This is a genomic window from Streptomyces sp. NPDC047014, assembly GCF_040644195.1.
Taxonomy (GTDB): domain Bacteria; phylum Actinomycetota; class Actinomycetes; order Streptomycetales; family Streptomycetaceae; genus Streptomyces.
In genome coordinates this window covers 78,874-104,434 of the sequence record NZ_JBEYVX010000019.1, presented here as the reverse complement: position 1 = coordinate 104,434, position 25,561 = coordinate 78,874, and the positions used below count along the sequence as shown (strand labels likewise).

Genomic DNA, 25,561 nt, shown 5'->3' with positions numbered 1-25,561 from the left:
ATCCGCGGCAGCGCGCGGCTCACCCTGGAGCACAACGGCCGCGAACTGGACCGGGCGGCGCCCTACCGGGGCTGCCGTCCTGCGGGGTGCGGCCATCCGGGCCTCCTGCGGTCCGTGCGCGGTGCGGTCACGGACAGCCAATCCGGCGCGGCGGCGGACGGCTCGCGCTGCTGCGCCGGCGGGGTGAGCGGGTCACTCCGCCGGCGCACCGGGGCGCGGTGTCGGTGGGCGCGGTGTCAGTGGGCCCGCTGCCCGTGCCCGCCCTTGCCTCCCTTGCCGTCCTTGCCGCCCTTGCCCTTGCCGTGGTCGTCGCGCCGGTTCTGGAGCGTGACCACGAGGCGGCCGTCCGGGGTGGCCCGGTCCAGCCGGAGCGGGCCGGTCACCCGGTCGCGCGGGAGCACGTACCCCTCGGGCACGTCCGTCTCCACCACGTAGTACGAGCCCTCCGCCAGCCCGTCGAACTCGCAGACGCCCGCCCGGTCGGTGGCGCAGCCGGGGGCGGCCAAGCGGTCGGCGTTGATGCCGCGGGTCTGGAGGCCCGGGGTGCCGTTGGTCTCGCGCCAGACCTCGAAGACGGCGCCGCGCAGCGGCCTGCGGGTCTTGGCGTCCTGCTTCACGACCCGGATCGAGCCCTCGTACTCCTGCTGCGTCCGGCGGTTGGGGATGGTGACGACGATGCCCTCGGGGAGGTCCGCCTCGGTGGGCTCGAAGCGGGTGACCGGGTCGGCCGGGAGCTGGTACCCGGCCGGGGTGGCGGTCTCGCGCCAGTAGTAGGTCTGCCCGATGGGCACGGTGACCGTGCAGCGCCCCCTCGTGTCCGTCACGCAGGTGGTGCCGAGCCGGGTGTCGGCGGGTACGCCGTTCGCGGTGGTCTGGAGTCCGGGCCGCCCGTTGGACTCGCGCCACAGCTCGAAGGTGGCTCCGGCCAGCGGCGCGCCGGTCTCCGCGTCCGTCTTGCGTACCGTGATGGAGGCGTCCGGGATCTCGGGCGTGCGGTCGTTGTCCACCTGGACCTGTACGCCCGCCTCCGCGTTGGCGGCGGTCAGCTCCAGCCGGTGCGTGGTGGCGGGGGGCAGCTCGTATCCGGGCGGGGCCTGGGTCTCGCGCCAGTAGTAGGTGCCGAGCGTGGTGATCCGGGAGCAGACGCCGTTCGCCGGGGTGACGCAGTCCGCGCCGACCCTGGTGTCGGCGCCCGGGCCGCCGGTCTGGAGCCCCGGGGTGCCGTTGGTCTCCCGCCACAGCTCGAAGACGGCCCCGGCCAGCGGGCGGCCGGCCTCGTCGCGCTTGAGGACGGAGACCGCGCCGGTGACGGGCTGCGGGGTGCCGCCGCAGTCGGGCAGGTCGCCGTTGAAGGGGTAGGCGTGGAACTCCTGGCCACCGCCCCCGGTGGCCGCGCTGGTGTGGGTGAGGGAGCCGGTGGTGAAGAAGCGGCCGTTGATGCCGGGCAGCCGGACGCTGGTCTCGGAGGCCCGGTTGCCGATCAGGAAGCTGCCCTGGAACTGGCCGGTGCCGTTCAGGTCGACCGTCGCGGCGTCCGGGAAGTTCCACAGGAGCCGCTCGCGGTAGGCGTTGAGCGGGTCGAGGTTGTCCTGGATGGTCCCGCTGTAGGTGTTGATGGTGCGGGCGGCGCCGAAGACGTTGACGAGGATGGTCGCGCCCGCCGGGATCTGCTGGAAGACGATGCCCTGCTGGCCGTTCCCGCTGCCGCTGACCAGGTCGGCGTTCACGTTGAACACCTGGAGCGGCGAGGTGTTGTCGCCGGTGAAGGTGGTCTGGGAGCCGGAGTTCACCGCCGTGCCGGTCGGGGTGCGGGGCCGGCCGTCCACGCGCGCGTAGCACTGGCTGGCGGCGCTGAGGCTGTCGCGCCAGCCGGCGTACGGGGCGGCCGCGGCCGGGTCGGGGGTGAGGGTGCCGGTCACGGTGCCGCTGAGGGTGCCCGCGTAGCGCACCCGGCCGCCGTCGGCGATCAGGCGCTGTCCGGCGGCCACGGTGACGTTCGCGCCGGTGGTGAGGAAGTCGGCGCCGGGGGACGGCGGGACCAGGGAGCCGGCGCCGACGACGCCGATGTTGTAGCGCAGGTCCTGTCCGGACTTGTTCTGGTCGAAGGAGCCGAGGACGACCAGCCGGCCCTCGGCCTCGGAGACCCGCTCGCGGACCCGGAAGTCGCCGCCGACGAAGATGTTCACCGCGTTGTCGCGGCCCCGGATCACGCCGTCGCTGCCGATGGGCGGGAAGGGGCTGGGACAGGTGCCCCCGGGCGCCGGTACGCAGGGGCCGAGCCCCTCCGGGAGCGGGGCCCGCCGGACCTGCGCGGGGCGGTCGCCGCCGGGCCCGGCCGCCGCCGCCGCGACGGGGGCCCCGGCGGCGGCCAGTACCGCCCCGATCGCGAGCCCGACGGTCCATCTTCTCGCTGCCATGTCACTCCGTCCGTCACCGCTGCCTGCACTGCCGCACTGCTGTGCAGGCACAGGCTCGGTGCGGGACGGCGCCGGGAACCGCAGCACACTCCCCCGCTACGGCATTCCGATCACTGGCGTCACCCGTCCGGGGTGGGCGGGGAACGTCGGTGAACGGCGGGGAGCGTCGCGAAGCAGCGGGGCACGGCGCGGAGCGGCGGCCGGGCGGCTCAGGTGACGGCGGAGCCCGCCACCCAGTCCGCCCAGGACATGTTCCAGCCGCCGAGCCCGTTGTACGGGGCGACGGTCTTGTCCTGGGAGTTGACCACCTCCACCACGTCCCCGATCAGGGTGCGGTCGAAGAACCAGCCGGCCGGGGTGTCGGAGCCGCCGCCCTTGTCGTCGCGCAGTCCGATGCAGCCGTGGCTGACGTTGGTGCTGCCGAAGGTGTCGGGGCTGGACCAGTAGTTCCCGTGCAGGAAGGTCCCGGAGTTGGTGAGCCGCATGGCGTGCGGGACGTCGGGGATGTCGTACTCGCCGCCGAAGCCGACGGTCTGGCCGTTCATCCGGGTGACGTCGAAGAGCTCCATCACCACCATCTTGCCGTTGTACGTGGTGGTCTTGGGCGCCCCGGCGCTGATCGGCACCTTGGACAGCAGCTCGCCGTCCCGGCGGACCTCCATGGTGTGCGCGGCGGCGTCCACGAGGGAGACCTGGGAGCGCCCGACGGTGAAGGTGACGGCCTTGTCCTGGACCCCGTACGAGCCGGGCGCGCCCTCGACGTCCCGCAGGTCCATCTTCACGGTGACCTTGGTGCCCGGCTTCCAGTACTGCTTGGGCCGGAAGTCGAGCCGGTCCTTGCCGAACCAGTGCCCGGCGACCTCCACGGCCGGATCGGCGGTGACGGTGATGGCCCGTTCCACCTCGGCGCGGCGCTCGATCTCCCGGCTGAACTTGAAGGAGACGATCATCCCGGTGCCGACGGTGGAGCGGTTCTCGGGCTTGAAGTAGCCGATGAACCGCTCCTCGGGAACGTAGGTGGTGAAGGTGGTGTGCCGGGCCTGGCGGCGGTTGTGCCCGTCGAGCGCGACGGCGTCGACGGTGTACTTGGCGGCGAGCGCGAGCCGGCCGTGGGCCGGGTCGGGGCTCCAGCTGAGCCCGTCGGCGGCGATGCTGCCCGGGACCTGCTCGGCCTGCGCGTCCTCCACCTTGGTGACGGTGACCCGCTCCAGCCGGCCCTCGGGGACGGTGACGGTGAGCCGCCCGTCGGCCGGGACCCCCTTGGCGTTGTCGTCGGGGGTGATGCGGATGGCCTCGGCCGGGCTGCGGGGTCTGCCGGGCAGCTGGATCTCCACGGGGGACTTGCCGTCCTTGGTGCAGCCCGCCAGGCCGCCCAGCAGGCCCGCCCATGCCGCCACGGCGGCCAAGCCCGCCCCTGCCCGCCTCGTCAGAAGTGTCACGTCACTCCAACGACCGGCCCCCTCCGGGGGAAACGTGAGCGCGCCCGACGTTCCGGGCAGAACTGTCCGGGCAGAACAGTGGGAAGGACCAGACGGGGGCGGGCCCTGGCCGGGACGCCGGGGCCGCACTCTCCCCTGCCCCCGCCGGTACCGAAGAGCCGTGGAGGCGGGCAGTGTCGAGCGCAGCCGAGCAGGAGGCGGTGGAAGCCGTCAGCAACGCCGTCGGAGCGGTGCGGAGCGGTCAGGCCGCGCCCGTACCGCACGTCAACGGACAGGTGAAGGGGAAGGTGAAGGGGCAGGGCGCGCGGACGCAGGCGCGCCCGTCGCCGGCCGTGTGGCCGGGGTCCTCGCATCCGCTGGGGGCCCGCTACCGGCCGGCGCAGACCGCGGCCGGCGGGACCGAGGGCACCAACTTCGCCCTGTGGGCGCAGGGCGCGGAGGCGGTGGAGCTGTGCCTGTTCGACGAGGCCGGGACCGAGACCCGCTGCTCCCTGACGGAGCTGACGCACGAGATCTGGCACGGTTTTGTGCCCGGCGTGCGCCCGGGACAGCGCTACGGCTTCCGGGTGCACGGCCGCTGGGACCCCTGGACGGGGGTCCGGCACAATCCGGCGAAGCTGCTCCTCGACCCGTACGCGCGGGCCGTCGACGGGGACTTCACCCTGCCGCCGGAGGTGTACGGGCACGTCCGGGACTGGCCGCAGCAGTACATCGCGGACACCGTGCGCGACGACCGGGACTCGGCGCCCTTCGTGCCCAAGGGGGTGGTCGTCCACGATGACGACGACTGGGCGGACGACGTCCGGCCGAAGACGCCCTGGGCCGATTCGGTGATCTACGAGCTGCATGTGCGCGGCTTCACGATGCGCCATCCGGGTGTTCCCGAGGAGCTGCGCGGTACGTACGCGGGCCTCGCGCACCCGGCGGCCGTGGAGCACCTGGTGAAGCTGGGGGTGACGGCGGTGGAGCTGCTGCCCGTCCACCAGTTCGCGCACGAGGACCACCTGCTGCGCCGGGGGCTGCGCAACTACTGGGGCTACAACTCGGTGGGCTATTTCGCCCCGCACGCCGGCTACTCGGCGAGCGGTACGGCCGGGCAGCAGGTCGGGGAGTTCAAGCGGATGGTCCGGGCGCTGCACGCGGCCGGGATCGAGGTCATCCTCGACGTGGTCTACAACCACACGGCGGAGGCGGGCGAGCTGGGGCCCATGCTCTCGCTGCGCGGGATCGACAACCGCGGCTACTACCGGCTCCAGGCCGACCAGCGGCGCTACGCCGACTACACGGGCTGCGGGAACACCCTGCACGCCGGTCGCCCGCACGTGCTGCGCCTGATCACGGACTCGCTGCGCTACTGGGTCACGGAGATGGGGGTGGACGGCTTCCGCTTCGACCTGGCGGCGGCGCTGGCCCGGTCGATGCACGACGTCGACATGCTCTCGCCGTTCCTGGCGGTGATCGCCCAGGACCCGGTGCTGCGCCGGGTGAAGCTGATCGCGGAGCCGTGGGACGTGGGCTCGGGCGGTTACCAGGTGGGGGCCTTCCCGCCGCTGTGGACCGAGTGGAACGACCGCTACCGGGATGCCGTACGGGACTTCTGGCGCGGCGCGCTGCCCGACGTACGGGATCTCGGCTACCGGCTCTCGGGGTCCAGCGACCTCTACGCCTGGGGCGGGCGGCGTCCGTACGCCTCGGTGAACTTCGTGACCGCGCACGACGGCTTCACCCTGCGGGACCTGGTGTCCTACGAGCGCAAGCACAACGAGGCCAACGGGGAGGGCAACCGGGACGGCACGCACGACAACCGCTCGTGGAACTGCGGGGCGGAGGGCGAGACGGGGGACGCCGGGATCGCGGCGCTGCGCCGCCGCCAGCTGCGCAACCTGCTGACGACGCTGCTGCTGTCGACGGGGGTCCCGATGCTGGTGGCGGGCGACGAGTTCGGCCGGACGCAGGGCGGCAACAACAACGCCTACTGCCAGGACAACGAGACGGGGTGGGTGGACTGGTCGCTGCTGTCGGACCCGGACTGGCAGTCCCTCCTCGCGCTGACCAGCCGGCTGATCGGGCTGCGGCACGCCCATCCGGTGCTGCGGCGGCGGGCGTTCTTCTCGGGCCGGCCGCAGGGGGCGGACGGGCTGCGGGACCTGGCCTGGTTCACCCCGGCGGGCGCGGAGATGACGGAGCGGGACTGGTACGCGCCGGCCGCCGCGCTCGGGATGTACCTCTCGGGCCGGGACATCCCCGGGCGGGACGAGCGGGGGCGGCAGGTGACGGACGAGAGCTTCCTCGCGCTGCTGCACACCGGGGACCGGCCGGTGGACTGGGTGCTGCCGGGGGCGCCGTGGGCGGAGGAGTACGAACTGGTCCTGGACACGGCCCGGGAGGAGCAGGAGGCGGCCCCGCTGACCCGGCACCGGGGCGGGGGGACGCTGACGGTGCCGGCCCGGTCGGTGCTGCTGCTGCGGGTGGTGAGCTGAGGGCCGCCGCTCCGGGGGGCCCGGGGCTCAGCGGGTCTCGACGCGGAGCAGCATCCGCTTGAGGAGGGCGGCGAGCGCGGCGCGCTCGCCGTCGTCGAGGGGCTCGATCATCTCGGCCTCGGCGACGCCGCGCCAGCGCATGGCCTCGGTCCAGCGGCGGTGCCCCTCGTCGGTGAGCTCGACGTCGACCCGGCGCCGGTCGGGGGCGCCGCGCAGGCGGCGGACCAGGCCGGACTTCTCCAGGGTGTCGAGGCGGCCGGTCATCCCGGCCGGGGAGAGCAGGAGTTCGGCGGCGAGTTCGGCGGACGGGGCCCGCCAGGGGGCGCCGCGGGAGGCGAGGCGGTGCATGGTGTCGAACTCGAACGCCTGGAGTCCGGTCTCCGCGAGGGCCCGCTCCTTGCCGTGGGTGACGTGCTTGGCGAGCAGCTGGATCCGGGTGATGACGGCCTCGGTGGGCACGTCGAAGGGGACCTTCCCGGTCCACCGCGCGATGTGCCGGTCGACGGAGTCCTCCGGCGCTTGCGCCCCGCTGCGGCCGACGGCCGTGTCTGCACCCATGTCCGCATTATGTCCGCCCTTCGCGGCCCCTACCGCTCATTCGTTGACGAATAGTTCGCCACCGAAATAATCTTGGTCCTCATGACCCCGACCCTCTGGCGGCTGCTCGCCGGCCGCACCTTCGCCGCCTTCGCCACCGCCCTCGTCCCCACCACCCTCACCCTCGCGGTCGTGCGCGCCGGCTCCGCGGGCGATCTGGGGCTGGTGCTCGCGGCCGAGCTGGTGCCGATGCTGCTCCTGCTGCCGGTCGCGGGGGTGTTCGCGGACCGGTTCCCCGCCCGGCGCGTGGTGCTCTGCGCCGACCTGGTCCGGGCCGCCGCCCAGACCGCGATCGGCGTACTGCTGCTGGCGGGGCCCGTACGGATCCCCGTACTGGCGGCGCTCGCGGCCGTGACGGGCGCCGCCGTGGCCTTCGGTACGCCCTCGGCCCGGGCCCTGGTGGCGGCCGCCGTGCCCGGGGCGGAGCGGGCGCGGGCCAACTCCCGGCTGATGGTGGCGCAGGGGCTGGCGGGGGTCGCCGGGCCCGCCGCCGCGGGCGGGCTGATGCTGGCCGTGGGGGCGGGCTGGTCCTCGCTGCTGACGGGCGCGCTGTTCACCGCCTCCGCCCTCACCCTGGGCGGGGTGCGGACCGGGGCCGTCGCGGGCGGGGCGGGGCGGCGGCCCGGGTTCACCGCCGAGCTGCGGGCGGGCTGGGCGGAGACCCGCCGGCATCCGTGGTTCCTGGCCAATGTCATGGCGCACGGCGTGTGGCATCTGGCGGCCGGTCTGCTGCTGACGCTCGGGCCGCTGATCGCGGTGGAGTCGCTGGGCGGGGAGCGTGCGTGGGTGGTCGTGGCGCAGGCGGGCACGGCCGGCATGCTCGCCGGGGCGTGGGCGGCCGGGCGGCTGCCGGTGCGCCGGCCGCTGGTGTGGGTGGCGGTGGCCTGCGCGGTGTTCGCCGGGGCCCTGGCGGCCTTCGGGCTGCGGCTGCCGCTGCCCGTCGCCGCCGGGGCGTACTTCCTCGGCATGGGCGGGGTCGGTCTGCTGAGCCCGCTGTGGGAGACCGAGATCCAGCGCCGGGTGCCCGCGGAGGCACTGGGGCGGGTCTCCTCCTTCGACACGCTGATCTCCTTCGGGGCCCGCCCGCTGGGCCTCGCGGTGGCCGCGCCGCTGGCCGCCGTCACCGGGACGGCCGCCCCGCTGCTGGTCGCGGCGGTGGTGGTGGCGGGGGTGAACCTCGGGCTGCTGGGGCTGCGCGAGGTGCGGGCCGTGTCCGGGGCGGAGCCGGTTCGGGAGTCCGGGCCTGAGACCTCACCCACCCTGCGATGATGTGGCCTTCATACGGATTTACGAATGACGAACAGAGGCGCGCATGGCGAGGGTCGGGACGGCGTTGCGTGAGCTGCGGGGGGCGCAGAAGTCGGCGAAGGGGGTGTCGCTCTACTCGCGGTTCGTCAACCGCCCGGCCGGGCGGTACCTGGCGGCCGGTGCGTACGCCCTGGGACTCACGCCGAACCAGGTGACGCTGATCAGCGCCGCCTTCAGCTTCGCCGCGGTGGCCGCGGTCGCGCTGACCGGGCCCTCGTGGGCGCTGGGGATCGCCGTATGGGCCGCGCTCGCGGCCGGCTTCGCCTTCGACTCCGCCGACGGGCAGCTGGCCCGGCTGCGGGGCGGCGGCAGCGCGGCGGGCGAGTGGCTGGACCATGTCGTGGACGCCGCGAAGCTCACGGCGCTGCACGCGTGCGTGCTGATCGCCTTCTACCGCTTCCCCGGGGAGTACGGCACGGCCGCGGACGGCTGGCTGCTGGTGCCGCTCGGCTTCCAGTTCGCCGCGGTGGTGACCTTCTTCGGCGGGCTGCTGACCGAGAAGCTCAAGCCCCGGCCGGAGCCGGGCAGTCCGGCCGCCGCGCCGTCGACCCTGCGCGCGGTGGCCCTGCTGCCCGTGGACTACGGGGTGTTCTGCCTGGTCTTCCTGCTGCTGGGCGGGGGCGAGCTGTTCGCGTGGGCCTACGCCGCCCTGGGCGTGGTGGCCGCGCTGTTCCTGCTGGCCTTCCTCGCCAAGTGGTTCCGGGAGCTCAGCGCCGTTCGCCGGTGACCTGGCCCGGCGCGGGGGCCGGTTCCGCGAGCGCGTCCAGCGCCCGGCGCAGCTGGGTGCTGGAGGTGTGGACGGTGTAGGGGAAGTAGACGACGTCGACGCCGTGGGCGGCGAAGTCCTTCTCCAGCTTGTCGCCCTTGGGGGTGCCCCGCCAGTCGTCGCCCTTGAAGATGACGTCGAAGCGGACCTGCTTCCAGGTCTCGACCTTGTCGGGCACCGTCTCGACGAAGGCGGCGTCCACGTACTTCACGCTGCGCACGATCTCCAGCCGCTCGACGAGCGGGATCATCGGGCGGCGGCCCTTGGCCCGTTCGGCCATCTCGTCCGAGACCACGCCGGCGACCAGGTAGTCGCACTGACTCCGGGCGTGGCGAAGGATATTGAGATGTCCGATATGGAACAGATCGTAGGCGCCCGGCGCGTATCCGACTCGATACGGTCGACGCGAAGGCGCACCTATGTCGGACATGTCCCGCTCCGTCATCTCTTTGTCCCCAGCGGCCACACCCCCCGGTGCAGCGGATTAGCAGACAATAGCGTGCACGTTCCGCAGCACGCGGGTGAACGAATAGGGTGACGTGCGCATCATCCAGGGGAAGAGGGGACGCTCGGTGTCCAGATCCGGTCAGCGGCGCATGCTGCTGGTTTCCACCAATTACGCTCCCGAGCACGCGGGAATCGGCCCGTACGCCACGCAGATCGCGGAGCACTGGGCGGATCTCGGCCACGAGACCCACGTCCTCGCCGGCATGCCGCACTACCCGGCGTGGTCGCTGGAGCCCGAGTACAAGGGGGCGTTCCAGCGCACGGAGCAGCGCGCGGGCGTCACCGTGCACCGGCGCGCGCACACCGTGCCCCCGCGCCAGACCGCCGTCAAGCGGGCTCTGTTCGAAGGATCGATACTGCTGCACGGGGCCGTGGCCCCGCCGCGGATGCCCAGGCCGGACGCGGTGCTCGCCCAGATGCCCAGCCTGGCCGGGGGCGTGCTCGCCGCCCGGCTCGCGGCCCGCTGGAAGGTCCCGTACGTCCCGGTCGTCCAGGACCTCATGGGCGCCGCCGCCGCGCAGAGCGGGATCAGCGGTGGCGACAAGGCGGCGGCGATCGCGGGCCGCGCGGAGGCGTACGCCCTCAAGCGGGCCACCCTCGTCGGCGTCATCCACGAGACCTTCGTGGACCGGGTCGTGGGCATGGGCGTGGACCCGGGCCGGATCCGCCTCGTCCCCAACTGGTCCCATGTGCCCAAGCCCACCAAGCCGCGCGGCGAGACCCGCCGCCACCTCGGCTGGAGCCCGGGCGAGACCGTCGTCCTGCACTCCGGGAACATGGGCCTCAAGCAGGGGCTCGAAGTCCTCGTGGGCGCCGCCCGGCTGGACCCGAAGGTCCGTTTTGTCCTGATGGGCGACGGAAGCCAGCGTTCCGCGCTGGCGGACCTCTCCTCCGACGTGCCGAACCTCGACATCATCCCCCCTGCCGCTGACGGCGAGTTCCCCGATATCCTCGCGGCGGCGGACGTTCTCGCGGTCACTCAGCACGCCGCCGTGCTGGACATGAGCGTCCCGTCGAAGCTCACCTCCTACTTCCAGACCGGCCGGCCCGTCGTCGCCTCCGTGGCGGCGGAGGGCGGAACCGCCCAGGAAGTGGAACGCTCGGGCGCAGGGGTGCTCGTACCGCCGGAGGACCCCGAGGCCCTGCTGAAGGCCGTACGGGCCCTCGCCGAGGACCCGGAGGGCGCGGACGCACTGGGAGCGGCCGGGCCCCGCCATGTGGCGGCGCACCTGAGCCGCGAAGCGGGCCTGGCCCGCATCGACGCACTGATGGACGAAGCACTTGGGGGAACCCGGCCGTGATCGAGACGAACCGCCCGGCAGCGGCACCGGCCGACGACGAACCCGACCTGCTGAGGGACCAGTTCCGCCAGCTCCTGCGCTACCCCCGGCTCATCGGGGCCGGGATCGCGGTCGGGCTGCTGGGCGGCGTCTACCTCGGCATCTCCACCGCCGACACCTATGTCGCCACCGCGGACGTCGTCCTGCGCGCCCCCACCGACGACCCGTTCAACCCGAGCCTCGCCCCGGACAAGGCGATCAACATCGGCTCCGAGCGCCAGGTCGCGCTCAGCTCCTCCATAGCCAACGAGGCCGCGAAGAAGCTCGGCGTCTCCGCCAAGGACTTCGCCGCCCTGCGCGCCGGCCTCCAGGTCACCAACCCGCCGCAGACCATGGTGCTGCGCTTCACCTACACCGCGGGCTCCCCCAAGGAGGCCGCCAAGCGCGCCAACGCGATGACCGAGGCGTACCTGCTCAAGCGGCAGGAATCCCTCGACGCCACCCGCGACAAGATGGTCAAGGGCTACAAGGACCAGCGCGACCCGGTCGCCAAGAACCTCGACGAGCTCTCCAAGGAGATCGCCCGGATGCCCGCCGGAGCCGGGCGGGACGCCGCCAGCTCCGCCAAGACCGACCTCCAGAGCGAGGTCGGCGGCTACAACGGCAAGATCACCAAGCTCGAAGCGCTCGACATGACCCCGGGCCGGGTCACCAGCGCCGCCACCGCCCCCACCGGACACGACGGCCCCGGCATCCTGATGTCCCTCGCGCTCGGCGCGGCCGTCGGCCTCGCCCTCGGCCTGCTCGCCGCCTGGGTCCGCCTCGTCTTCGACCCGGCGCCGCGCTCCGAGGGCGACGTGGCCCGCTCGCTGCGCGCCCCCGTCCTCGGCTACCTGCCGCGGGACCGCACGGGCGGCGGCCCGCTGCTCGCCGCCGGCGAGGCCGATCCGCGGCTCGCCGAGGAGTACCGCTCGGTGGCCTTCCGCCTCGCCTACGACTCCCGCTTCGCCGACCGGCGCCGCCTGCTGGTCATCGCCCCGCGCGGCAGCAGCGAGACCGCCGCCGCCGTCGCCGTGAACCTCGCCGCCTCCTTCGCCGAGACCGGCAAGGACGTCCTGCTCATCGAGGCCGACCTGCGCACCCCGGTGCTGGCCAGCCAGCTGCCGACCGACGCCGGCGGCCGGCCGCGCTGGAGCCAGACCCCGGGCGGCGCCGCCGCGGGCGGCGGGCGCCACGCCGACTCCGAGTGGCCCGACGGTCGCCAGCTCGTCGTGGACGCCGGGGAGTCCGGCACCTTCGACCTCATCCCCGGCGACCGGGCCCGCAACGTGCCGCGCGCGCTGACCTCCGCCCGCGCCACCCGGCTGATCTCCGAGGCCGACTCCCCCAACGCCACCGTGGTCGTGCTCGCGCCGCCCGTGCTCTCGTACGCCGACGCGCTCGCCCTCGTCGACCGCGTCGACGGCGTGCTCGTGGTCTGCGACCCGCGCGCCGTGCACCGCAGCGACCTGGCCCGGATCCGCGAACTCATCAGCGGCGCCGGCGGCACGGTCCTCGGCGCGGTGCTGCACGCCCCGCTGCCCGGGGAGAAGCGCGGCAAGGGCAAGGGCAAGGACGCCCCGGCGGCCGCGGCCCCGGCCCGCCCCGGCGCCTCCGGCCCGGCCACGCCCCAGCCGCTGACCTACCAGCGGGCCGAGCCCGAGCAGCACATCCCGGGTGACGGCACCGACACCGTCGCGCTGCGCACCGTACGCACGGGCCGCAGGTGAGCCGACGCGGCCTCGCCGCCGTCGCCTCCGTCCTGGACCAGGCGGCGTCCAGTGCCACGAACATCCTGGTGCTGGTGCTGGCGGCCCGGCTGTCCTCGGCCTCCGGGTTCGCGGACTTCTCGATGGTGTACGTGGCGTTCAGCGTGCTCCTCGGACTGAACATGGCGTACGTGGGCCAGAGCCTGGTCCTGGAGAAGGGCGACGGGCTCGGCGCCGCCTGCCGCTCGGCCGCCGGTTTCACGGGGGCGGCCTCGGCCGCCGTCGGCGCGGTGCTCGTCCTGGCCGGGCTGGCGCTGCCCGGGGAGACCGGGCGGGCCTTCCTCGCGCTGGGTCTCGTCCTGCCGCTGGTGCTCCTCCAGGACGGCCTGCGCTACTGCTTCTCCGCGCTGCGCGCCCCCGAGCGGGCGCTCGCGGCGGACGCGCTGCGGCTGGTGTGCGTGGTCGCCGCGCTCGGCGTGCAGCCCGAAGGGGCCTCGGCGGGGCGGCTGGTGCTGGTGTGGGGCGTCTCGGCGCTGCCGGCGCTGGGGCTGGGGCTGTGGCTGCTGCGGCCGTACGTGCGCGGGGTGCGGGCGGATCTGCGGCCGTATCTGCGGCGGGGGCATCTCGGGCAGCGGTTCGTGGTGGAGTTCGCGGTGGGCAACGGCTCCAGCCAGCTGGCCGTGCTGGGGCTGGGGATCTTCGCGACGCCTCTGGCCGTCGGCGCGCTGCGGGGCGCGACCACCCTCTTCGGGCCGCTGAACGTGCTGTTCAACTCGGCGAACGCGTTCGGGCCGCCGGTGCTGGGGCGGCTCGGGGGCAAGCGGGCGACGGTGCGGGCGACGGCCGCGCTGGGGATGGTCCTGGCGGCGGTGGGGGCGGGGTGGGCGACGGCCCTGTACCTGTTGCCGGAGCGGCTGGGGCGGGAGCTCCTGGGGGAGACGTGGGGGGCGGCGGCGGGGCTGCTGCCGGCGACGGGGGCGCAGTACGCGGTGATGGGCCTCGGCACCTGCGCCCTCCTGACCCTGCGGGTCCTGGCCCCGAAGACCACCCTCTCCCTCCAGGTCCTCTTCTCGCTCCTCTCGGTCGTTCTCCTCCTGGCCGGGTACGTCCTCTGGGGCGTGGCGGGCGCCGCCTGGGGCCTGGCAGCCGGCTCCACCCTCAAGGCCACCGCCGCCTGGTGGCGCGTCAGCCGCCTCCGGCCCAGCCCGACACCCCTCCACGCCTCAACCCCGGCCTGACGCCCGCGCCCCGCCTCCCGGGCCCGGCCGCGCCCCCCGGCCTGGCCGCCGCGGGGACTGCTGCGGGGAGCCTCTCACCGCTCGAACCGTGGCCTGGCCGCCGCGCGGCACGTGCCCCATCTACCGGGCTCCGCCCGAGCCGCTGCGCGGTGGCCTGCCTGGACCGCTGCGCGGAGCCTCTCCCCGCCCCGCCCTTCCACCGTTCCCCGGGCTCTGCCCGGACCCGCGCCTCAAACGCCGGCGAGGCTGAATGTGCCCACCGCTCCGCTGCTTGCGAACTGCCGACGGCCAAATCCAGCCTCGCTGGCGCTTGAGGCGCGGGGGTACGGGGGCAGCGCCCCCGCAACGGCGCCGCAGGGAAAGGCAGCACAGCCAGCCCCACTCAGCCCGCCGACAATTGAGGCGCGCCCAAGTCAGCCCCGCCGGCGTTTGAGGCGCGGGGGTGCGGGGGCAGGGCCCCCGGGACGGCGGCGCGGGCTGGGCGACGCCGGCAGGCCCACCCAGCCTCGGCGGCGAACGGCGGGGTCAGCGGAGGGTGGTGGATTTTTCTGTGCGGTGGGTCGCTATCAGGGCCAGGCACATCGCCGCGATCGCCACACGACCCGACGCCTGGAGGAGCGGCCCGCGCAGCAGGATGAAGGAGTAGCCCGCGACCAGGGGAACCACCACCGAGATCAGGCTGCCCGGCGGAGCCCTCCGCGTGGCCCGCTTCGCATAGCGCCGGTCCACGCGGGCGGACGCGTACCCCATGCCCAGCAGCCCGGCCCCCATCCCCAGCGGGCCGAAGTCCAGCCACAGTTCGGCCCAGATCGGAGACGAGAGGTTCGTGTTGACCGTGCCCATCCACTGGCCCACCATCACCCCCGTGTCCCGCGGCTTCCCCGGCCACACCGCCCTCGGCACCGCGAAGAAGACCGACCCCGCCAGCTGCCGCCCGTAGAAGTGCCCGGGACCGGAGTTCGAGAAGGTGATCGTGTTCGCGAACATGCCGACCTGGTCGTAGTCCTTGAGCGCCATCGGCTCCAGGAACGACGTCGTCTCCACCGGCCGGTAGTTCTTCTCGTCGTAGCGGAACCGGTCCGCGAACGGGAACAGCAGCAGCGCCACGACCACCGCCATCGACAGCGCCACCCGGTACATCGCCGCGCTGACCGGGAACACCGTGAACAGCAGCGCGAACATGACCGTCAGGAACCAGTACCGCGGGTTCGAGATCGGGTTGTTGACCACCAGGTTCAGCGCCGCCAGCGCCCCCCACGTCACGATGATCGACACCTTGCGGCGGGCGTACTTCGAGGTGACCAGCCACCGCGTGTACAGCAGCAGCGCCAGCAGCGCCGGCACCGTGCCGAAGCCGCGCAGCAGCGCCTGCCCGGCCTGGCCGTCGCCGTTGGAGACGCCCGCCTCCTCGATGCCCGCGATGATCTCCTGCCGGCTGGAGAAGAAGACCGCCGGCCCGCCGAGCTTCATGATGAAGACCGCGCTGCACCCGAAGGCCAGCACGGTGAGCAGCTGCAGCCGCCGCCGGTGGGCCATCACCGGCCTCGACACCCGCTGCGCACCCCCCGCACGGCCGGTCGGCCGGTGCCGGGCGAGGAGTACGCCGACGTCGAAGGCGGTGCAGCCGAGCAGTACCAGCCCGATGGCGACGGTGAGATCGGAGCGGGGGCCGACGACGGGCGTCGGGACCTGGCCGAGGACCGCCTGGGCGAGGGGGGCCACGCCCATGGCCATGTAGACGAAGAGCCAGAAGGAGCCCTGGAGCAGCTTGCGCCGGCTGGTGAGGACCATCGCGGAGAGCCGGGCGCCCGAGTACATGGCGAGCAGCAGCTGGAGCCAGAAGGCGGCGTCGCGCTGGCCGGCGCCGGACTGGACGGCGACGAAGAGCGGCAGGAAGACGGTGAAGCCGAGGGCGAGCGGGACGGACAGGGCCCGGGAGAGCAGTGTGCGCGGAAGGGTCTCGCGCCCCCACAGGCTCGTGTCCTCGAAGGGGGACGGCACCGGGGGTTCGGCGGGCGGTACGGAGGGCTTGCGTATGTCCGTCGTCACTGCCGCCCCCACCCGATGTGCCTGGTCCGCGCGCAGTCTAGTCTGAGCGGGCCGCGCCCGGGGAGGCCGCGGCCGAGAGCACTGGGGGCTTGTGTTGCGTGATCTTCCGTCCTTCACGCTGGCCGGGTACGACAAGGGGCGCGGGCTGCTGACGCAGGCGCTCTGGTTCGCCGTGATGAACACGGTGTTCATGGCCTGGTTCTGCCCGGCGCGGCTGCGGGTGGCGCTGCTGCGCGCCTTCGGCGCGAAGATCGGCGAGGGGGTGCTGATCCGGCACCGGGTGCGGGTGCTGTGGCCGTGGAAGCTCACCGTCGGGGACCACACCTGGATCGGCGAGGGCGCCTGGCTGCTGAACCTGGAGCCGGTGGTGATCGGTGCCCACGTGTGCCTGTCGCAGGAGGCCATGCTCTGCACCGGCTCGCACGACCACCGGGCGGCCGACTTCCGCTACCGCAACGCCCCGGTCACCGTCGAGGACGGTGCCTGGGTGGCGGCGCGGGCGACGGTGCTGGCCGGGGTCACGGTGGGCCGCTGCGCGGTCGCCGGGGCGGGGGCCGTGGTGCACCAGGACCTTCCCGCACTGACCCTGCAGACCCAGGACGGCCGGCGCCGGCCGGTGGAGGAGCCGAAGTGAGAGTCCTGCACGCCGTCACCCTGCACTCCCCCTCCCACGCCTTCGGCGGGCCGGTGCGCGTCGCGCTGAACCTGGCGAAGGGGCTGCGCGAGCGCGGCCACGAGGCGCGGCTGCTGGCGCTGGGCGAGGGCTTCACGGAGTGGCCCGCGTCCGTGGAGGGCGTCCCGGCGAAGCTGTACCCGGCGCGCCGCCTGCTCCCCCTCGGTTTCAGCGGGATGACCTCGCCGGCGCTGCTGGCCTCGGCGGGGCGCCTCGTACGGGACGCGGACCTGGTCCATGTGCACCTGGCCCGCGACCTGGTGACGCTGCCGGTGGCGCTGGCGGCGCTGCGGGCGGGCCGGCCGCTGGTGCTCCAGACCCACGGCATGGTGGACCCGAGCGGGAAGCTGCTGGCGAAGGTCCTGGACGCGCTCGCGGTACGCCGGCTGCTGCGCGGGGCGGACGCGCTGCTGTACCTGACCCCGCACGAGCGGGAGGGCCTGGACGCGGTGGCCGGGTCCCCGCTGCCGAACACGGTCCGGCTGGTCAACGGCACCCCGGCGCAGGAGGAGCGGCCCCCGCTGAGCGGCCCGCCGCGCATCCTGTACTCGGCGCGCCTGCAGGCCCGTAAGCGGCCGGTGGACTTCGTGGACGCGGCCCCGGCGGTGCTCGCGGCGCACCCGGACGCGCAGTTCGTGGTCGCGGGGCCGGACGAGGGCGAACTGGGCTCCGTACGGGCCAGGATCGCGGAGCTGGGTCTCACGGACCGGTTCACGGTGCCGGGGGCGCTCTCCGCCGAGCAGGTGCAGGCCGAGCTGCGCCGGGCGCACGTCTACGTGCTGCCGTCGGTGGACGAGCCGTTCCCGATGTCCGTGCTGGAGGCCCTGGCGGTGGGGGTCCCGCCGGTGGTGACCCACTCCAACGGCCTGGCCCGCGACATCGCACGGGCGGGCGCGGGCCGCGCGGTGGACCCGGGCCCGGAGGCCGTCTCCGCCGCCGTCCTGTCCCTCCTGGACCCGCCCGCGAACCGCACGGCGTCCCAGGCATCCCGCGAACTGGCCGCCCACGCCTTCTCGATGCGGGCAGTCCTGGACACCCTGCTCCCGGTCTACGAGAAGGCCCTGAGCCGCTGAGGGAGGTGCCGCCGCGGGGTCAGATGACGTCGCGGCGGTGTTCCTCGACCACCGGGATGGCGGCTGCCGTGCGGCGGCGCTTGTAGATGCTGGTGTAGACGGCCAGGCCGATGCCGCCGACCGCCATCATGATGAGGCCGACCAGGTCGAGGTCGACGCTCTCCATCTCCCAGTCGGTGGCGAAGGTGAGGATGGCACCCACCACGATGAGGACGATGCATCCGCCGATGCCCATGGGTCCGCCTTCCGCTGTCATCACGGTGACCGTGACGGTGACTGTGACCTCGCGGGTACCCGGCTTCGGCGGACGAAAACGCCCCCGGAGAACGGCTGTTGCCGTTCTCCGGGGGCGTTCTCGGTCCGGCTAGGCCGGGATCCAGGCGTAGCAGCCGGAGGAGTTGAACTCGGCCGTGCCCGCCGGGACGGTGGCCGTGATCTTGTCCCCGGCCTTCGGCGGGGTCTCGGGGCCCGAGGCGAGGACGGAGCCGTCCTTGCCCTTGGCCTCCCAGGTGCAGGTGGTGGCCTGGGTCAGCGCGCGGTAGTTGCCCGCGGCCGGCGAGGTGCGGGGCCCCTCGGGGAAGCCCTTCTCCGCCGCGGCGAGGACCGGCTTCTGGTCCGGGCACAGGAGCGGGATCGCGTCCTTGGCGCCCGCGATCTCCCCGGTGATGACGGCGCCGGTCGCGGCGTCCTTGTCGCGCTTGGCCGTGCGCGCCACCCGCTGGCAGGCTTCCTGGCCGGTCTGGAGGACGGCCGCCGGGTCCATCTTCTCGGGGACCCGGCCGCTCAGGTACTTCTTCTCCTCCGCCGTGAAGCTGCCCGTCTTCGGGGTCAGCTTGGCGTCGGGCAGGACGGGGCCGGACGGCTTCGCGTCGGGCGCCGCCGCCGACGGCGCCGGGGCGTCCGCCGGGTCGGGGACCGCCGACGAGGCCGGGGGCTTCGGCTTGGCCTGGGCGTCGGAGTCGCCCCCGCCCGAACTGCAGGCGGTCAGCGTCAGGGCGGCGGTCAGCAGGACAGCGGCCGCTGCGGAGCGTCGGTACATCGGGTGGCTCCCGTACATGCTCAAGGGGGTTGCGGGAAAGCGGGGCCCGGCCAGTGCGCCGGGCCCCGCGGTTTCCGTCAGGCGGTTGTTCCGGCGCCTGTTACTTCGCGCCGAAGGTGAGCACCAGCTGCGGAGTACCCTCCGCCGCCGTGGACTCGGAGGACCAGATCCACAGCGGGTCGGTGCCCGCGCTCGTCAGACCCAGGCTGTAGTTGCTGCCCAGGGCCGCGGTGATCGCCGCGGTGTTCAGGTCCACGCTGTGCACGGCCGAGGCGTCCGGGACTCCGGCGATGGTGCCGAGGGCCGGGCTGCCGAGGGCGGGCTTGGTGTTGAACGTGGTGCCCGCGCCCGTCCAGTTGCCGGTGACCGGGACCACGGAGACGGTGTCGGCGGTGCCGGCTCCCGCCTGGGTGCTGGTCTTGAAGTGCAGCGCCGCGGACTTCAGCACCTGGCCCGCCGGGGCGGCCGGCAGGTTGAAGCGCAGGTACGTCTGGTACGCCGAGGTGCCCCGCACCGCGAGCGAGGTGGACGTGCCGTACGCGGTGCTCGGGGCGCCCTGGTTGACGTAGGTGTCCTCGGTCGCCTTGACCGCGGAGACCGTGTCGGTCGGGGCCTTCGCCAGGTCGAAGTGCTTCTTGACCTGGGCGTCGGTGAGCGCCGACGGGTAGACGGCGGTCTCGTCGAGCTGGCCGGCGTAGAAGTTGCTCGTCGGCCGGTTCGGCCAGCTGCCGAGGTTGTCGCCGCCCACGTGCCAGTAGCCCGCGTAGGTGGCGTTGCTGGTGGCGTTCAGCGTGTCCTTCTTCTGGCCGTCGACGTACAGCGTGATGCCGCCGGGGCCCTGGGTGCCGACCACGTGGTGCCACTTGTTGTCGTTGTACGTGTCGAACAGCCCGGTGGTGACCGTGCGCGTCGTGCCGTTGTAGACGCCGAAGACCAGGCGACCGGTGTTGGTCATGTAGATCTGGCGGTCGTACGAGCCGCTGCTGCGGGCGGTGTTGTTGCCGAAGCCGATCAGCTTGCCGCCGCGCGTGGTGTTGGTCTTGAACCACGTCTCCAGCGTGAAGGTGCTGCCGACCGACTGGCGGCGGTCGCTGTGGACCTGCTGGCTGGTGCCGTTGAAGCCCATCGCCGTGCTGCCGCCGATCGCGCCGGGCGACTGCTTGAGGGCGGGGGTGTTGACCTGGACACCGCTGCGGTTGCCGGACACCGAGGAGTCGGCGACGTAGGGGCTGACCGTGTCGTCGTAGCGCCAGTACAGCTCGGCGCCGTCGGCGCGGACCTGGTCCGGGTAGGACTGGACGGAGGTCGGGACGGTCACCGAGGTGGTGGCCGACAACGCGCTGGTGTTGCCGGCGGCGTCGGTCGCGGTCACCCGGTAGGTGTACGTCTGGCCCGCCTTGACGGTGGTGTCGTTCCAGGACGCCTGCGGGCGCTCCCACTCCAGCGAGCTGGCCGTGACGGTGGCCGCCGGGGTGGTGGAGCCGTTGCGGTAGATGCGGTACGTCAGCTTGCTGTCGTCCGCGTCGTAGCTGGTGCGCCAGCGGACCTGGGCCTCGCCGGGCTTGACGCTGGAGGCGCTGGCCACCGGGGTGGTCGGGGCGCCGACGTCGCCGGTGGAGGCGAAGCGGGTCAGACCCTGCTGGGCCTTGCCGTTGATGAGGGTGAACTCACCGCCGACCCACATGTACTTGACGTCGTTCTTCTCGGCCACGGCCATCACGCGCGGGCCGATGCCCTCGCCGAGACCGTCGTTGGCCGTGGGGTGCCAGCCGAGCTTGGCCGGGCCGCGCACGAAGCCGTCCACGGGCGCGGGGGCGGCGCCTTCGTGGTTGGTCGGCTGGGCCAGCAGGAAGTTCCGCTTGCCGTCGGGGAACTCCAGCTCGGTGGAGCAGTCGTGCGCGTGCGAGGAGCTGTAGAGCACGCCCTCGTACGGGAGCACGAACTGGGTGGCGCCGAGGCAGCGGTCACGCCACTTCTCGGTGAAGTCGCTCAGGCGCAGGCCGATGCGGCCGTCGAAGACACCGCCGCCGGAGCCCTCGTTGCCGGTGTAGAAGCCGGTGTCGTCGGTGGAGATGTCCTTGACGACCGAGTTCGACGGGATGTTGGTGTAGGTCTTCTTCACGGCGCCGGAGGTGGCGTCGACGACGGCCAGCGCGTGGCTGTTCGCGTTGTTGACCGTGAAGAAGTCGCCGCCGAGCAGCACGTTCTTGCCGTCGGGCGTGACCTCGACCGCCCGGCCCGGCTCGTCCGCGTTGGCCTTGAAGGGCTTGAGCGCGCCGGAGCCGGCGTCCACGGCGGCGAACCGCTCGCGGCTCTGGCCCTCGACGGTGGTGAAGTCGCCGGCCGCGTACAGGGTGTCGTCCGTGACGGCGAGCCCGCGCACGGTGGCGGGGAAGCCGGGGTGGAACGCTGCCTTGGGGGTGCAGCTCGCGATGTCGATGGCCGCGATGCTGGAGACCGGGGTGCCGTTGACGGCGCCGAAGTAGCCGCCCGCGTAGAGGGTCTTCTTGTCCTTGGAGACGACCAGCGTACGGACGGTCGCGGTGCCGTCCCCGATGGTGAAGGCCAGCTTGCAGGAGGTCGGCTTGCCCGTGGCCGCGTCGAGCGCGACGAAGTTCACGGCTTCCTGCTCGGCGCCGGCCGTGCCGTCGGGCGGACGGACGGCCGAGAAGGTACCGCCGGCGAAGACGGTGCCCTCCGCCTGGGCCATCGCCCAGACGATGCCGTCGGGCTGCCAGGTCGGCAGTTCGTCGGCGGTGAATGCCACCGGGGCCGTGATGGCGGACGCCTGCGGCATCAGCACCAGACCTATACCGGTACCCGCACCGGCCAGTGACAGAACGAGGGCGGCAGTCAGCCCTCTGGATCTACGCATGAGCCCCCCAGGGCAATTGCCCGGTTTGATGGCTGGAACTATCCGAACAGCCATATGTATCTGGCGCAGACTAGGGCTTACCCGAGGGCCCGGTCACCTCCCTTGACCCGTTGCATACCAACTTGGAATCAAAGGTTCAGCAGGGAGGGTGCATCAGGGACATACGACACGTTTGCCCCGGACACACAGACGCAGAACCGCCTGCATGACCGGAACACGGCAAATCGTAGGCGAAATATAAAGCCTCAGCGGTCGATACGGACCGTCGCCCCCGCGAGTTGGTCCTCGACCTGGCGGATGTCGGCGTCCACCATGATCTGCGCCAGCTCGGCGACGAGCACCGACGGCTTCCAGCCAAGCAGGTCATGGGCCTTGGAGGCATCGCCGATGAGGGCGTCCACCTCGCTGGGGCGCTCGTACTTGGCGTCGTAGCGGACGTGCTCGGTCCAGTCGAGGCCGGCGTGCGCGAAGGAGGACTCGACGAACTCGCGGACGGTCGCGGCCACCCCGGTGGCGACCACGTAGTCGGTGGGCTCGTCCTGCTGGAGCATCCGCCACATGGCGTCCACGTACTCGGGGGCGTAGCCCCAGTCGCGCACCGCGTCGAGGTTGCCGAGGTAGAGGTGGTCCTGGAGACCGGCCTTGATACGGGCCACCGCGCGGGTGATCTTGCGGGTCACGAAGGTCTCGCCGCGGCGCGGGGACTCGTGGTTGAAGAGGATCCCGTTCACGGCGAACATGTCGTACGCCTCGCGGTAGTTCACCGTGGTCCAGTACGCGAAGACCTTCGCGGCGCCGTACGGGCTGCGCGGGTGGAAGGGGGTGCCCTCGTTCTGCGGCGGCGGGGTGGCCCCGAACATCTCCGAGGACGACGCCTGGTAGATGCGGGTGTCGACACCGCTGGCCCGGATGGCCTCCAGCAGCCGCAGCGCGCCGAGGCCGGTCACGTCGCCCGTGTAGAGCGGGGCGTCGAAGGAGACGCGGACGTGGGACTGCGCGCCCAGGTTGTAGACCTCGTCGGGGCGTATCTCCCGCAGCAGGTTCACCAGCGCGACGCCGTCGGAGAGGTCGGCGTGGTGCAGCACGAAGGACCGGTTCGCGGTGTGCGGGTCCTGGTAGATGTGGTCGACCCGCTCCGTGTTGAAGCTGGAGGACCGCCGCACGAGACCGTGCACCGTGTAGCCCTTGGAGAGCAGGAGCTCGGCGAGGTACGAGCCGTCCTGTCCCGTGACTCCGGTGATCAGTGCGGTCTTGCCCATGGGGTCCCCTTGCTGGTGGTTGCTGTCGGTCGTGGTGAGGCGGGTGAGGCGGTGCCTCGGGGTGGGTGCGGATCGCGCCGGTCCGGCGGGTGCGCCCGGCGGCCGGTCCGCCGTCCGGGGGCTGGATGCGTACCGTACACGGCCGCCCCCGCGCGGCCCCGCCGGGGCGGCCGCCGCTCGGTGCTCCGGACGCCGCCCGCCCGGCCCGCGGTTGCGGCGCGGGGCGCCCGGGTCCCCGCCGCGGACCACTGCGGGCCCCGCCGGAGCGGACTGGCATCATCGGCGGTATGACAAGCTCGCTGCCGCTCCTGCCCCCGAACGCCCGCGTCTTCGTCGCGGGCCACCGCGGCCTCGTGGGGTCCGCGGTCGCCCGCCGGCTGACCGCCGACGGCCACGACGTGCTCACCCGGGGCCGTGCCGACCTCGACCTGCGCGACGCCGCGGCCACCGCGGCCTACTTGAAGGACGTCCGCCCGGACGCCGTGGTGCTGGCCGCCGCCAAGGTCGGCGGGATCATGGCCAACAGCACGTACCCGGTGCAGTTCCTGGAGGAGAACCTGCAGATCCAGCTCAGCGTGATCGGCGGCTCCCACGCCGCCGGCGTGGGCCGGCTGCTGTTCCTCGGGTCCTCCTGCATCTACCCCAAGCTGGCCCCGCAGCCGATCCACGAGGACTCCCTGCTGACCGGCCCGCTGGAGCCGACCAACGAGGCGTACGCCCTCGCCAAGATCGCGGGGATCGTCCAGGTCCAGTCGTACCGCAAGCAGTACGGGGCCTCGTACATCTCGGCCATGCCCACGAACCTCTACGGGCCCGGGGACAACTTCGACCTGGAGACCTCGCACGTCCTGCCCGCGCTCATCCGGCGCTTCCACGAAGCCGCCGCGGAGGGCCGCGACGAGGTCACCCTGTGGGGATCGGGCACCCCGCGGCGGGAGTTCCTGCACGTGGACGACCTGGCCGCGGCCTGCGCCGTCCTGCTGCGCGACTACGACGGGGACGAGCCGGTGAACATCGGCTGCGGCGAGGACCTGACCATCAAGGAGCTCGCCGAGACGGTCGCCGAGGTGACCGGCTTCCGCGGCCGGCTGGCCTGGGACACCTCCAAGCCGGACGGGACCCCGCGCAAGCTGCTGGACGTCGGCCGCCTGACCGCGCTCGGCTGGAAGCCCGGCATCCCGCTGCGGGACGGCATCGCCGCCACGTACCGGTGGTGGCGCGAGCAGAGCTGATCGCACAGGCGGCCCCGGCCCCTCAGTACGCTCCGCGACCGTCGACGACGGCGCGGAGCGTGCGGCCCATCACGTCGACGTCACTGGTGAAGGACCAGTTGTCGACGTACTGCAGGTCCAGCTGGATGGTCTCGTCCCAGGACAGGTCGGACCTGCCGCTGATCTGCCACAGCCCCGTCATCCCGGGGCGCACGGTGAGCCGGCGCAGCTCGACCTCGTCGTACTGGGCCACCTCCTCCGGCAGCGGCGGCCGCGGGCCGACCAGCGACATGTCCCCGACGAGTACGTTGACCAGCTGCGGCAGCTCGTCCAGGGAGGTGCGGCGCAGCAGCCGGCCCACCCGGGTCACCCGGGGGTCGCGGCGCATCTTGAACATCAGGCCGTCGTTCTCGTTGGCCCCGGCCAGCTCGGCCTTGCGCGCGTCGGCGTCCACGACCATCGTGCGGAACTTCCACATGACGAACGGGACCCCGTCGCGGCCGATGCGCCGCTGGCGGTAGAAGGCCGGGCCGCGCGAGCCGCAGCGGATCGCGAGCACGATGCCGAGCAGGAAGGGCGACAGCAGCAGCAGCCCGGCGGCGGCGCCGACCCGGTCCAGGGCGGACTTGAGCAGGGTCTGCACCCCGCGGCTGACGGGCGGCGCCACGCGCAGCACGGCGAGCCCGCCCGCGGAGAGGGTCTCCAGCCGCTTGACCGAGACCTCCACCAGGCCGGGAAAGACGGCGAGCTCCAGCCCCGCGTCGTGCAGGGCCCAGGCGACGCGGCGCAGCCGCTCCCCCGTGATCCGCACCCCGGGGGCGACGAGCACCAGGTCGGCGTGGTGGCTGCGGACGGCCCCGAGCACGGCCGCGGCGTCCCCGCCGGGGGCCTCGGGCCCGTCGGCGCCGAGCCGGGCGGCCACGGGCACCCCGCTGGCCAGCGGTCCGCCGCCGACGGGGACGACGCCGACCACCACGTACGGGTGGTCGGTGCGGGCGGAGAGGTGGGCGATGACGTCCTCGGCGGCGTCGGGCTCCCCTATGACGAGGACCCGGCTGACGGCCTGGGCCTCGCGGCGGGCCGCCGAGAGGTGGCGGTAGGTCAGCTTGTGGCAGGCGACGGTGATCAGCAGGGCGGGCAGCAGGGCGCCGAGGGCCGACAGCCGGGGCGTGGCCTCCTCGGTGACCACGCGGGCCACGGCCAGTACGCCGATCAGAATGAGCCAGTCGTGGAGGACCGGGAGCACGCCGCGGGACTCGCCGAGCGCCCGGGTCGCGTACCGGCGGCGCAGCGCCTGCACCCCGGTCCACGCCAGCGCGGCGGCCAGGGCGCAGTACAGCGGCCGGACCTGCTGGGCGGCGTCGAAGACGAGCCCGACGGGGATCGCGGCGCCGAGGAAGTCGGCGGCTATCGCGGCCGGCCGGTACCAGCGGGCCTTGTCCCCGAGGCGCCGCAAGGGCGCCAGGGTCTCATGGGCCGCCAGGGCAACACTTTGCGCAGGAAAATGAACATGCCTCATGGGCCCCCCTGGCACGTGGTCTATGACAGTGGCGGGTGTCCGTGGCTTCCCCTGGCACCGAACATCTGCCGCACCGGCAAACA

General features: G+C 73.4%; 19 protein-coding genes. 9 read left to right on the top strand and 10 right to left on the bottom strand.

The genetic code is table 11. The features are described 5' to 3' along the window. Positions 1 to 236 precede the first annotated feature (236 nt). Positions 237 to 2,417: a choice-of-anchor A family protein gene (locus ABZ873_RS14480; protein ID WP_360870412.1), complete on the bottom strand. Its 2,181-nt coding sequence runs from the start codon at positions 2,415 to 2,417 to the stop codon at positions 237 to 239. A gap of 209 nt (positions 2,418 to 2,626) precedes the next feature. Continuing rightward, complete coding sequence (locus tag ABZ873_RS14475; protein ID WP_360870409.1) at positions 2,627 to 3,823, bottom strand: Ig-like domain-containing protein; 1,197 nt, start codon at positions 3,821 to 3,823, stop codon at positions 2,627 to 2,629. A 206-nt stretch (positions 3,824 to 4,029) separates the two neighbouring features. Between ABZ873_RS14475 and glgX the strand changes: the two genes are divergently transcribed. Further along, positions 4,030 to 6,336, top strand: a complete 2,307-nt coding sequence (glgX, locus tag ABZ873_RS14470; protein ID WP_360870406.1) for a glycogen debranching protein GlgX — start codon at positions 4,030 to 4,032, stop codon at positions 6,334 to 6,336. 27 nt (positions 6,337 to 6,363) lie between these two features. On the opposite strand, the gene ABZ873_RS14465 is transcribed toward glgX, so the two are convergent. Further along, the gene (locus ABZ873_RS14465; protein ID WP_360870403.1) at positions 6,364 to 6,894 is read right to left on the bottom strand and encodes a MarR family transcriptional regulator; all 531 of its coding nucleotides are present in this window, start codon (positions 6,892 to 6,894) and stop codon (positions 6,364 to 6,366) included. 81 nt (positions 6,895 to 6,975) lie between these two features. Here ABZ873_RS14465 and ABZ873_RS14460 point away from each other — a divergent pair, with 81 nt between their 5' ends. Next, positions 6,976 to 8,202, top strand: a complete 1,227-nt coding sequence (locus ABZ873_RS14460) for an MFS transporter (protein WP_360870400.1) — start codon at positions 6,976 to 6,978, stop codon at positions 8,200 to 8,202. 43 nt (positions 8,203 to 8,245) lie between these two features. Further along, positions 8,246 to 8,968: a CDP-alcohol phosphatidyltransferase family protein gene (locus tag ABZ873_RS14455; protein ID WP_360870397.1), complete on the top strand. Its 723-nt coding sequence runs from the start codon at positions 8,246 to 8,248 to the stop codon at positions 8,966 to 8,968. Here the strand turns inward: ABZ873_RS14455 and ABZ873_RS14450 are convergent. Continuing rightward, positions 8,949 to 9,437 carry an adenylyltransferase/cytidyltransferase family protein gene (locus ABZ873_RS14450; protein WP_360870395.1) on the bottom strand — a complete coding sequence of 163 codons (489 nt, stop codon included), beginning with the start codon at positions 9,435 to 9,437 and terminating at the stop codon, positions 8,949 to 8,951. The two genes, ABZ873_RS14455 and ABZ873_RS14450, sit on opposite strands and share 20 nt — an antisense overlap. Positions 9,438 to 9,603: 166 nt before the next feature. Here ABZ873_RS14450 and ABZ873_RS14445 point away from each other — a divergent pair, with 166 nt between their 5' ends. Genes ABZ873_RS14445 through ABZ873_RS14435 form a run of 3 tightly spaced genes read left to right on the top strand, consistent with a single transcriptional unit; the run spans position 9,604 to position 13,780 of the window. Next, positions 9,604 to 10,815 carry a glycosyltransferase family 4 protein gene (locus tag ABZ873_RS14445; RefSeq protein WP_360870432.1) on the top strand — a complete coding sequence of 404 codons (1,212 nt, stop codon included), beginning with the start codon at positions 9,604 to 9,606 and terminating at the stop codon, positions 10,813 to 10,815. After that, positions 10,812 to 12,563 (top strand): lipopolysaccharide biosynthesis protein, encoded by a 1,752-nt coding sequence (locus ABZ873_RS14440; RefSeq protein WP_360870392.1) that lies wholly within the window; start codon positions 10,812 to 10,814, stop codon positions 12,561 to 12,563. The genes ABZ873_RS14445 and ABZ873_RS14440 overlap by 4 nt, the downstream gene beginning before the upstream one ends. Continuing rightward, entirely contained in the window at positions 12,560 to 13,780 is a 1,221-nt protein-coding gene (locus ABZ873_RS14435; protein WP_360870389.1) for a hypothetical protein, read from the top strand. The genes ABZ873_RS14440 and ABZ873_RS14435 overlap by 4 nt, the downstream gene beginning before the upstream one ends. Before the next feature lie 525 nt (positions 13,781 to 14,305). Here the strand turns inward: ABZ873_RS14435 and ABZ873_RS14430 are convergent. Continuing rightward, positions 14,306 to 15,781, bottom strand: coding sequence for a hypothetical protein (locus ABZ873_RS14430; protein ID WP_360870429.1), 1,476 nt, complete (start codon positions 15,779 to 15,781; stop codon positions 14,306 to 14,308). Positions 15,782 to 15,923: 142 nt separating this feature from the next. On the opposite strand from ABZ873_RS14430, the gene ABZ873_RS14425 reads away from it, so the two are divergent. Together ABZ873_RS14425 and ABZ873_RS14420 are read left to right on the top strand one after the other, a co-directional pair. Further along, the gene (locus ABZ873_RS14425; protein ID WP_360870386.1) at positions 15,924 to 16,463 is read left to right on the top strand and encodes a WcaF family extracellular polysaccharide biosynthesis acetyltransferase; all 540 of its coding nucleotides are present in this window, start codon (positions 15,924 to 15,926) and stop codon (positions 16,461 to 16,463) included. Continuing rightward, positions 16,460 to 17,575 (top strand): glycosyltransferase, encoded by a 1,116-nt coding sequence (locus tag ABZ873_RS14420; protein WP_360870383.1) that lies wholly within the window; start codon positions 16,460 to 16,462, stop codon positions 17,573 to 17,575. Before ABZ873_RS14425 ends, ABZ873_RS14420 begins: the two co-directional genes overlap by 4 nt. 19 nt (positions 17,576 to 17,594) lie before the next feature. Here the strand turns inward: ABZ873_RS14420 and ABZ873_RS14415 are convergent, their stop codons facing one another. From ABZ873_RS14415 to gmd, 4 genes are all read right to left on the bottom strand, one after another. After that, positions 17,595 to 17,810: a DUF6458 family protein gene (locus ABZ873_RS14415; RefSeq protein ID WP_360870427.1), complete on the bottom strand. Its 216-nt coding sequence runs from the start codon at positions 17,808 to 17,810 to the stop codon at positions 17,595 to 17,597. A 129-nt stretch (positions 17,811 to 17,939) separates the two neighbouring features. Beyond that, the gene (locus ABZ873_RS14410) at positions 17,940 to 18,614 is read right to left on the bottom strand and encodes a hypothetical protein (protein ID WP_360870380.1); all 675 of its coding nucleotides are present in this window, start codon (positions 18,612 to 18,614) and stop codon (positions 17,940 to 17,942) included. Between the two features lie 100 nt (positions 18,615 to 18,714). Then, the gene (locus tag ABZ873_RS14405) at positions 18,715 to 21,489 is read right to left on the bottom strand and encodes a DNRLRE domain-containing protein (RefSeq protein ID WP_360870377.1); all 2,775 of its coding nucleotides are present in this window, start codon (positions 21,487 to 21,489) and stop codon (positions 18,715 to 18,717) included. Between the two features lie 245 nt (positions 21,490 to 21,734). Beyond that, a complete protein-coding gene (gmd, locus tag ABZ873_RS14400) occupies positions 21,735 to 22,748 on the bottom strand; it encodes a GDP-mannose 4,6-dehydratase (protein ID WP_360870374.1) in 1,014 nt (337 codons plus the stop codon). A 287-nt stretch (positions 22,749 to 23,035) separates the two neighbouring features. On the opposite strand from gmd, the gene ABZ873_RS14395 reads away from it, so the two are divergent. Further along, positions 23,036 to 23,980, top strand: coding sequence for a GDP-L-fucose synthase (locus tag ABZ873_RS14395; protein WP_360870371.1), 945 nt, complete (start codon positions 23,036 to 23,038; stop codon positions 23,978 to 23,980). A gap of 22 nt (positions 23,981 to 24,002) precedes the next feature. On the opposite strand, the gene ABZ873_RS14390 is transcribed toward ABZ873_RS14395, so the two are convergent. Continuing rightward, the gene (locus ABZ873_RS14390) at positions 24,003 to 25,478 is read right to left on the bottom strand and encodes a sugar transferase (protein WP_360870368.1); all 1,476 of its coding nucleotides are present in this window, start codon (positions 25,476 to 25,478) and stop codon (positions 24,003 to 24,005) included. Positions 25,479 to 25,561: the final 83 nt, after the last annotated feature.